This window comes from Halomonas sp., assembly GCF_041689495.1.
Taxonomy (GTDB): Bacteria; Pseudomonadota; Gammaproteobacteria; order Pseudomonadales; family Halomonadaceae; genus Halomonas.
The window spans coordinates 1-8713 of record NZ_JBDNGD010000431.1 but is presented as its reverse complement, the minus strand read 5'-3'; the positions used below and the strand labels follow the sequence as shown (position 1 = coordinate 8713).

Here is an 8713-nt window from a genome sequence, read left to right as displayed (position 1 = left end):
CGTCGAAATGTTCCAGGTGCAGATCAGACAGGACCCTGAGTCGCATATAGCATACCTACCCATTCTGGTGATTTCCTGACCATACCACTTCCGACTTCAAGCACCTCCCCTCGGTGGTCGACAGGACAAAGGAAAAAACAAAAAAAAGGCCCCCCGAAGGGGACCAGTAGGAGCACGCCAGCTCACTCGGTGTATCGCCCGGTAGAGGCGACATTTCAATCGGTTCCGACCATCAGGACGCTTGTCCCTTGACTCGTTCGACTTCTGTGCCTGGTCGGTTATCTGACTATTACTATTCGAAAATCATGCCACTTACTCGGCATCTCTCATTAAATCAAATAGTTATATAACATCCTACCGCATCTTGCAGAAATCACTGCCCCGCTCGGCGATTATTCTGCACCAAGCCGGGGAGTTTTGTTCTGCAATGCATCATTTGGATACAGACCGGGATGTGGCCTCTCCCAGGCTCCTCTTCACGCCCGGTTGCTGCGATGTGTCATGGGAGGCAATCGACGGCTTTCGCCGGAGCGTTGATCAACAGGCGTTGCATCGCGCATCCTTGAGCTTTCCCTTCGGCCTGGAGACCTCCCCATGACCCAATCCCGCCTCGGTTTCATCGGCATCGGCCTGATGGGTGATCCCATGACTCGCCGCCTGCTCTCGGCCGGCTTCGATGTGACCGTGTGGAATCGATCACCGGAAAAGGCCAGGGGCGTGGTCGACGCCGGTGCTCGCCTGGCCGCTTCCATTGCCGAACTGGTGGAAAGCGTCGATGTGGTGATGCTGTGCCTGGCGAATACCTCGGTGGTGGAAGCCGTGGTGTTCGGCGAGGCCGGCATCGCCGCTGGCGGCAGGGCCGGCCAGGTGTTGATCGACTTTTCCAGCAGTGACCCTGCCGCGACGCGGGACTTCGCCGAGCGACTGCACCGGCAGTGCGGCATGCGCTGGGTGGATGCCCCGGTATCCGGCGGGGTGGCCGGTGCCGAGGCGGGAAGCCTGGCGATCATGTGCGGCGGGGAAGCCGATGAGATCGAGGGCATCCGCCCGCTGCTGGCCCCGCTCTCGGCGCGGGTGACCCACATGGGGCCGGTGAGCAGCAGACAGGTGACCAAGGTCTGCAACCAGATGGTGGTGGGCTGCCAGACGGCGGTGCTCGCCGAGATGGTCGCCATGGCCGAGTCCAGCGGCGTGGATGCCACCCGACTGACCGAAGCACTCACCGGCGGCTTCGCCGACTCAGCCCTTCCAGATTCTCACCCCACGCATGGCGGCGAGCGACTTCGACAACCCGCCCTGGCACCTGCGCACCCTGCTAAAGGACCTGGACATGGCTGTGGCCCAGAGCCAGCGCAGCGGCAGTGCCACCCCCATGAGCGGCCTGGCCGCCCAGGTGCTGCGTGCCCACGCCAACCGCGGCCATACCGAACACGATCCTGCGATCCTGGTCGATGCGTATCGCCGGACACCACCGGAGACCGAGGAATGAGCGACTCACGGCTAATCTACCTGACCGGCGGCGCCCAGGGCATCGGCCTGGGGATCGCCGAGCATCTATAGCCTTTGATACCTTCCCCACCCATCGCCGTGTTCACCGACGAGGCGATCGGCATACAAATCCCTCGAGGCTCTGGAGAGCGACTCAGTGCTGCCAGGGCGCGGCTTCCGGGGGCTCGATGTCGTAGTGTGCCAGAGCGTCGGCCAGGCGCTGTGCCGGCAGATCGCCCTCTTCCACCAGGGCCTGGAGTGCCGCCAGCACCACATGGGTCGCGTCGACCTCGAAGAAGTCGCGCATCGCCGCCCGGGCATCCGAGCGGCCGAAACCATCAGTCCCCAGCGCCAGGAACCGCGGGCGGACATAACTGGCAATCAACTGCGGGTAGGCGCGCACATAATCGCTGGCCGCCACGATCGGGATGTCGCCATCGAGGCAGGCGGCCAGATGGCTCCTCCGCGGGGCATCCGTGGGATGAAAACGATGGTGGCGCTCGACTTCCCGGGCGTCCCGGGCCAGCTCGCTGAAACTGGTGGCACTCCACACTTCCGCCTCGACCTGCCAGTCCTCGGCGAGCAGGTCGGCGGCACGGATGACCTCGTTGAGGATAGCCCCCGAGCCCAGCAGACGCACCTTCGGGGTGGACGGGGCATGGGACGGCAAGCGATAGAGGCCCTTGATGATATCGGCCTCGACGCCTTCCGGCTGGGAGGGCTGGGCCGTGTTCTCGTTGGTCAGGGTGACGTAGTAGAAGACGTCCTGCCCTTCCTCGAGCATCTCGCGCATGCCGTGGTCCATGATCACCGCCACCTCGTGGGCGAAGGCGGGATCATAGGCCCGACAGTTGGGCACCGTGGCGGCGATCAGCTGGCTGCTACCGTCCTGGTGCTGGAGCCCCTCGCCACTGAGGGTGGTCCGTCCAGCGGTGGCGCCGAACAGGAAGCCGCGAGGGCGCTGGTCGGCGGCGGCCCAGATCAGGTCGCCGACCCGCTGGAAGCCGAAGATCGAGTAATAGATATAGAACGGCAGCATCGCCAGGCCATGCACACTGTAGGCCGTGGCCGCCGCCGTCCAGGAGGAGATCGCGCCGGCCTCGGTGATGCCCTCCTCGAGAATCTGGCCGTCGCGGGATTCCTTGTAATAGAGCATGGTGCCGGCGTCTTCCGGCTCGTAGAGCTGGCCGACCGGGGAATAGATCCCGACCTGGCGGAACATGTTGGCCATGCCGAAGGTACGCGCCTCGTCGGCAACGATGGGCACGATACGCGGCCCCAGGGTCTTGTCCTTGAGCAGGCCGCCGAGCATGCGTACCGCCGCCATGGTGGTCGACATCGCCTTGCCGTCGGCCTCCAGGGCGAAGCCGGCATAACGTGCCGGGTCGGGCACGGTGACGGGCGGTGCCTCACTGCGTCGCCGGGGAATCGGGCCCCCCAGCGCCTGACGGCGTTCCTGCAGGTAGCGCATTTCCGGGCTGTCATCGGCGGGCTTGAAGAAGCGCATCTCGGCCAGGTGGTCATCGCTTAACGGCAACTGGAAGCGATCCCGGAAGGCCGCCAGGGACTCGGGGTCCAGCTTCTTGGTCTGGTGGGCGGTCATGCGCGATTCGCCATTGGCCCCCATGCCGTAGCCCTTCTTGGTCTTGGCCAGGATGACCGTCGGTGCCCCCTTGTGGGCACGCGCCTCGGCGAAGGCGGCATACAGCTTGCGCATGTCATGGCCGCCTCGCTTCAGGCCGTCCACTTCCTCGTCGCTCATGTGGGCGACCAGGGCCTTGAGTGCCGGGTCTTCCTGAAAGAAGTGCGTCAGGTTGTAGGCGCCGTCCTTGGCCCCCAGGGTTTGGTACTTGCCGTCCACGGTGGCCGCAAAGCGGCGCAGCAGGGCGTGGTCGGTATCCCGGGCGAAGAGCGCATCCCAGTCCGAGCCCCACAGCACCTTGATCACGTTCCAGCCGGCGCCGGTGAACATGGCTTCCAGTTCCTGGATGATCTGGCCATTGCCGCGCACCGGGCCGTCGAGGCGCTGCAGGTTGCAGTTGATGACGAAGGTCACGTTATCGAGGCGCTCGCGGGTCGCCATGGACAGCCCTCCCAGGGACTCCGGCTCATCCATCTCGCCATCGCCGAAGATGCCCCAGACGTGGCGATCCCCCATGTCCGTCAGGCCGCGATGCTCGAGGTAGCGCATGAAGCGGGCCTGATAGATGGCGCTGATCGGGCCGATGCCCATGGAGCCGGTGGGAAACTGCCAGAAGTCCGGCATCAGCCAGGGGTGCGGGTAGGAAGACAGGCCACCGCCGCGGGTTTCCTGACGATAACGCTCGAGCTGTGATTCATCGAGGCGGCCCTCGAGATAGGCGCGGGCGTAGATACCCGGCGCGGAGTGAGGCTGCAGGTAGACCAGGTCCGCCCCGTGCGGGGCCTCATCACCCCGAAAGAAGTGCTGGTAACCGACCTCGAAGATCTCGGCGGCCGAGGCATAGCTGGCGATGTGCCCGCCCAGTTCCGGGTGTGCCTGGTTGGCCCGGGCGACCATGGCCAGGCCATTCCAGCGGTTGATGGCGGTGATGCGCTCTTCCAGGGCGAGGTTGCCCGGATAGGGAAGCTGCTTTTCCAGGGGAATGGTGTTGCGGTAAGCGGAGAAGAGCTGGTGATAGTCATGGATGCCCAGGTGGCTGGCAGCCTGGTCGAGCTGTTCCAGCAGGAAACGCCCTCGCGCCTCTCCGGCATGGGCTACCACGGCATTGAGGGCCTCCTGCCATTCGCGGGTTTCCTCGGGGTCGCTGTCGGCGTCGGGGGTCCCGGTAACCGGCAGGGATTCTGCACTAGTGTCGTGGTGGGCGGTCATGGCGGCTCTCCTTATCCGTTCGAGCTTCTCACTCAAGCAGGTCAATTACAAGACGGCGCTGCCTCAGTTCCGAACGCCGACCTGGCTTGAGACAGCCACCCTGTAAAGACGTGATCGCAGGGCTACAAGGTGACGGTGCTCAGCCGTTCCTCGTCACCGATCCCCGACATGCGCACCAGGGCGATGGCCTCGTCCAGGGTCTCGACCGCCTCGACCCTGACCAGCTCATCATCGAGGCTGACCGGCTTGCCGCTCTTCTCGGAGAGCAGTTGTTCCAGTTCTGCCACGTCCATGTCCTTGTCCAGCGGCAGGGTCTCGACATCGGTCGTGGACTGACCACTGGGCAGGTAGATGGTGCCGTTGGAGAAATCGACCGCATAGGCGATCACGCCGGGCACGATGAAGAACAGCAATCCCACTCCGTTGGCAATGGCCACCACCGGGTCGATGGGTCCGCCGATCTGCCCCTTGCGCTCCGGATGAAACAGGGTCCCGCAGCCGGCCAGGGCGGTGATGGTGATACCCAGCACCAGTCCGGTCATGACGCGTCGAAAGCAAGGTTTCATGTAAAGTCTCCAGAGGGAAAAGCGGACGTTGGTCGGGCATGACACCGGCACCAACGGCGGTCAGGATCAGCGAGAGTCTAGCACAGCGACGAAACCCGTCTCTCTTGGCGCCTTGCAGGCGGCCCGCCGGCGCTGTCTCCCGGCCACTCCGCTGATGACGCAGCTTTTGCCGCCAACCGAGCTTCGCCGTACAATGCGAGATCCTTGCCGCCCGTGGCGGCCCCGTCATCCGTTGTCTGCAGCGCCGTGTTGCAGTGCCAAGGTCGAGGAAACGCCGGACCCATGCGCGCCACCCAATTGCTGATCGCCACCCTGAAAGAAACCCCCGCCGACGCCGACGTCGTCAGCCATCAGCTGATGCTCCGGGCGGGGATGATCCGCCGGCTGACCGCCGGCCTCTATACCTGGTTGCCGGTGGGTCTGCGCACCCTGCGCAAGGTCGAGCGCATCGTCCGCGAGGAAATGGACCGGGCCGGCGCCCAGGAGGTACTGATGCCGGCGGTACAGCCCGCCGAGCTGTGGCAGGAATCCGGCCGCTGGGTGGAATACGGACCCGAGCTGCTGCGCCTGAAGGACCGTCATGATCGCGATTACTGCGTCGGGCCGACCCACGAGGAAGTGATCACCGACCTGGTGCGCAAGGAGATCGCCAGCTACAAGCAGCTGCCGGCCAACTTCTACCAGATCCAGACCAAGTTCCGTGACGAGATCCGCCCGCGCTTCGGGGTGATGCGCGCTCGCGAGTTCATCATGAAGGACGCCTACTCCTTCCATGCCGACGAAGCCTCGCTGATGGAGACCTACCAGGTGATGTATGACGCCTATGTGCGCATCTTCACCCGCCTGGGCCTGGATTTCCGTCCGGTGATCGCCGACAACGGCGCCATCGGTGGCACCGGTTCCCACGAGTTCCACGTCCTGGCCGACTCCGGAGAGGACGACATCGCCTTCTCCACCGAGTCCGACTATGCGGCCAACATGGAGAAGGCCGAGGCCCTGGCCGCCCCTCTGGGCAGCGAGGCACAGCGCCCGGCACCCACCGAGGAACTGCGCCGGGTCGACACCCCGCATGCCCGCACCATCGCCACCCTGGTGGAACAACACGGCCTGCCCATCGAGAAGACCATCAAGACCCTGATGGTCCACTCCGTCGAGGGTGGCCTGATCGCCCTGCTGGTCCGTGGCGACCATGAGCTCAACGAAGTCAAGGCCGAGAACCTCACCGAGGTGGCAACGCCGCTGACCATGGCAAGCGAAGAGGAGATCCGTGCCGCCGTGGGCGCCGGCCCCGGCTCGCTGGGCCCGGTGAACCTCGACATGCCGATCATCATCGACCGCAGCGTGGCCCAGATGAGCGACTTCGGCGCCGGAGCCAACGTCGACGGCCAGCACTATTTCGGCATCAACTGGGAGCGCGATCTGCCGCTGCCCAGGGTCGCCGACCTGCGCAACGTCGTGGAGGGCGATCCCTCGCCGGATGGCAAGGGCGTGCTCGCCATCAAGCGCGGCATCGAGGTGGGCCACGTCTTCCAGCTGGGCCGCAAGTACAGCCAATCGATGAATGCCACCGTCCTCGACGAGAACGGAAAGGCTACCCATCCCTGGATGGGCTGCTATGGTATTGGAGTGACCCGGGTCGTGGCGGCCGCCATCGAGCAGAACCATGACGCCGACGGCATCATCTGGCCCGACGCCATCGCGCCCTTCCAGATCGCCCTGGTGCCGATGAATGCCCATAAGTCACAACGGGTCCGCGAGGAGTCCGAGCGCCTCTATCAGGCCCTGACCACGGCGGGGTTCGAGGTACTGCTGGATGACCGCGACCTCCGCCCCGGCGTGCGGTTCGCCGACCAGGAGTTGATGGGCATTCCCCACCGGCTGGTGGTCGGTGATCGCGGACTGGACAAGGGTGAACTCGAATACAAGGAACGCCGCGACAATGACGCCACCATGGTTCCCGCCGATCAGATACTCGACTTCCTGGGCGAGCGTGTGGGCCGCTAGACACTTGCTACTGGTAAGCCTCCTGCTGGCATCGAAGAGCCTGGCCGCCGGCCCGGCTGGTGCCGGTGATGACACCTTCATGGGTGCCCTGGATGCCCAGCGCGATCAGGAACCGGCGGCAGTCGTGCATGCCCTGCCGGTGGTGACTCCCAGGATGCGCGCCACCCTGGAAGCCTCAAGGGACACGCCTCGCTCAGCGGCCGAGATCTGGGCGGCGCGCCAGTGGCACAACGACATGGAGCCTCGGCTCGGCCGTTTCGTGAAGGATGCTGAGCGGCGTAGCCAGTTGCTGCAACGCATCTACCACGAGGCCACCCTGGCCAGGCTCCCGCCGGAGCTGGTGCTGGCGGTGATCCAGGTGGAAAGCGCCTTCCAGGCCGACGCGGTGTCCTCCGCCGGGGCCGTGGGACTGATGCAGATCATGCCCTTCTGGGTACGCGAACTGGGCCTGCCCGCCGACGACCTCAAGGACCCCAGGCGCAACCTGCGTTATGGCTGCACCATACTGGCCCACTACCTTGCCGTGGAGCGCGGCGACCTGACCCGGGCACTGGCCCGCTACAACGGCAGTCTCGGCAAGACCTGGTATTCCGAACGCGTGATGCGCGCCTGGCAGCGCCACTGGCGCCAACCCGTGACCGGCAGCGAGCGCGCTACGGCCCAGCGATAAAGGGCTATTCCCCGGAATGGATTCCTCTGGAGCGGGCATCGGCTCGATCAGCTCAGCCGCGGCCAGACGCTCGATCAAGTCCGACAGGTCGGACAGCAGGCTGCAGGCCCCCGAAACCGCCGTTGGCATGTGCAGACCCCAGGGTAGCTCGGGAGAACGCTGGAAATACCCCAACCCTCCGACCGGCGTTGTCATTTTCTTCCCCGAAGCATGCACATTCCGGCCATCGAGTAGGAGGGGGAATTGCTTCCCCCGTCCTCTCACACCACCGGGCATACGGTTCCGTACCACGGCGGTTCATGATGAATGAGCAAGCCATCTTAGCGTATCGAGTACCGAGATCAGGCCCAACTGCTCGACCCATTTCTTCGGCAGGGCCTGATTCATGTGCGACGCCCCGGTGTTCCACCACGGGCCGCGCCCATTCCCCGCTGACTTCCAGGCACGATACGCATCCAGGCCACTCGCCAGGAGCTTTCGGCGTCGCGTCCTTGGCCGTTTCCACTGCCGCCATATCACGCCGCGCAGTCGGCGACGCATCCATTGATCCAGTGCTTCCAGGGGGCGCTTCACGTCGACGAGACTGAAGTAACTGGCCCAGCTCCGCAGGATCGGAGTCAGTTCTTCGATGACGCGTCGGATGTGGCGCCCCCTGCCGCGGTGCAGGATCTCGCGGACACGCTGCATCAGCCGCTGCAGGCTGGCCTTGGCAAGGGTCAGCCGTGGCTGCTTGTGCCGGGTCAGCGTGTAGCCCAGATACCCTCGGTTCCATGGCCGATCCACCGCGCTCTTGTCACGGTTGACCGTGAGCCTGAGCGAGCTCTCGAGACGATCGCTCAGACTGGCCATCACCCGCTCCCCCGCTCCCCCGCTCGCCGACTGCGCACGTAGCTCTGCATGTCGTCGGCGTAGCGGCAGAAGCGGTGGCCACGGCGTTCCAGTTCCTTGTCCACGTCATCCAACAGGATATTGGCCAGCAGCGGGCCAAGTGGCCCGCCTTATGTATATCTACTCGTTATGCAAAGTGGATCGCTGTATCCGCGTAGTGCGTACTGACTTGGAGAAAACACTTTGCATAACGAGGTGAGGCGTATGCTACAACGTGCTCAACCACGAGAGAAGATTACCGTCCTT

The 8713-nt window shown here is 64.6% G+C and carries 7 protein-coding genes; 3 read left to right on the top strand and 4 right to left on the bottom strand.

The genetic code is table 11. The annotated features are described in order from the left end of the window. The first annotated feature begins 594 nt into the window (after positions 1 to 594). On the top strand, positions 595 to 1560 hold the full coding sequence (locus ACESMD_RS13475) for an NAD(P)-dependent oxidoreductase (RefSeq protein ID WP_372613985.1): 966 nt from the start codon (positions 595 to 597) through the stop codon (positions 1558 to 1560). Between the two features lie 82 nt (positions 1561 to 1642). Here the strand turns inward: ACESMD_RS13475 and mdeB are convergent, their stop codons facing one another. Both mdeB and ACESMD_RS13465 read right to left on the bottom strand, forming a co-directional pair. Continuing rightward, a complete protein-coding gene (mdeB, locus tag ACESMD_RS13470; RefSeq protein ID WP_372613983.1) occupies positions 1643 to 4339 on the bottom strand; it encodes an alpha-ketoglutarate dehydrogenase in 2697 nt (898 codons plus the stop codon). A gap of 122 nt (positions 4340 to 4461) precedes the next feature. Next, complete coding sequence (locus ACESMD_RS13465) at positions 4462 to 4905, bottom strand: hypothetical protein (RefSeq protein ID WP_372613981.1); 444 nt, start codon at positions 4903 to 4905, stop codon at positions 4462 to 4464. Positions 4906 to 5187: 282 nt separating this feature from the next. Here ACESMD_RS13465 and ACESMD_RS13460 point away from each other — a divergent pair, with 282 nt between their 5' ends. Together ACESMD_RS13460 and ACESMD_RS13455 are read left to right on the top strand one after the other, a co-directional pair. Then, positions 5188 to 6909 carry a proline--tRNA ligase gene (locus ACESMD_RS13460; RefSeq protein WP_372613980.1) on the top strand — a complete coding sequence of 574 codons (1722 nt, stop codon included), beginning with the start codon at positions 5188 to 5190 and terminating at the stop codon, positions 6907 to 6909. A gap of 154 nt (positions 6910 to 7063) precedes the next feature. Beyond that, complete coding sequence (locus ACESMD_RS13455) at positions 7064 to 7579, top strand: transglycosylase SLT domain-containing protein (protein WP_372613989.1); 516 nt, start codon at positions 7064 to 7066, stop codon at positions 7577 to 7579. A 297-nt stretch (positions 7580 to 7876) separates the two neighbouring features. On the opposite strand, the gene ACESMD_RS13450 is transcribed toward ACESMD_RS13455, so the two are convergent. Next, on the bottom strand, positions 7877 to 8428 hold the full coding sequence (locus tag ACESMD_RS13450; RefSeq protein ID WP_372613978.1) for a group II intron maturase-specific domain-containing protein: 552 nt from the start codon (positions 8426 to 8428) through the stop codon (positions 7877 to 7879). Further along, the gene (locus ACESMD_RS13445) at positions 8428 to 8532 is read right to left on the bottom strand and encodes a hypothetical protein (RefSeq protein ID WP_372613987.1); all 105 of its coding nucleotides are present in this window, start codon (positions 8530 to 8532) and stop codon (positions 8428 to 8430) included. The genes ACESMD_RS13450 and ACESMD_RS13445 overlap by 1 nt, the downstream gene beginning before the upstream one ends. Positions 8533 to 8713 lie beyond the last annotated feature (181 nt).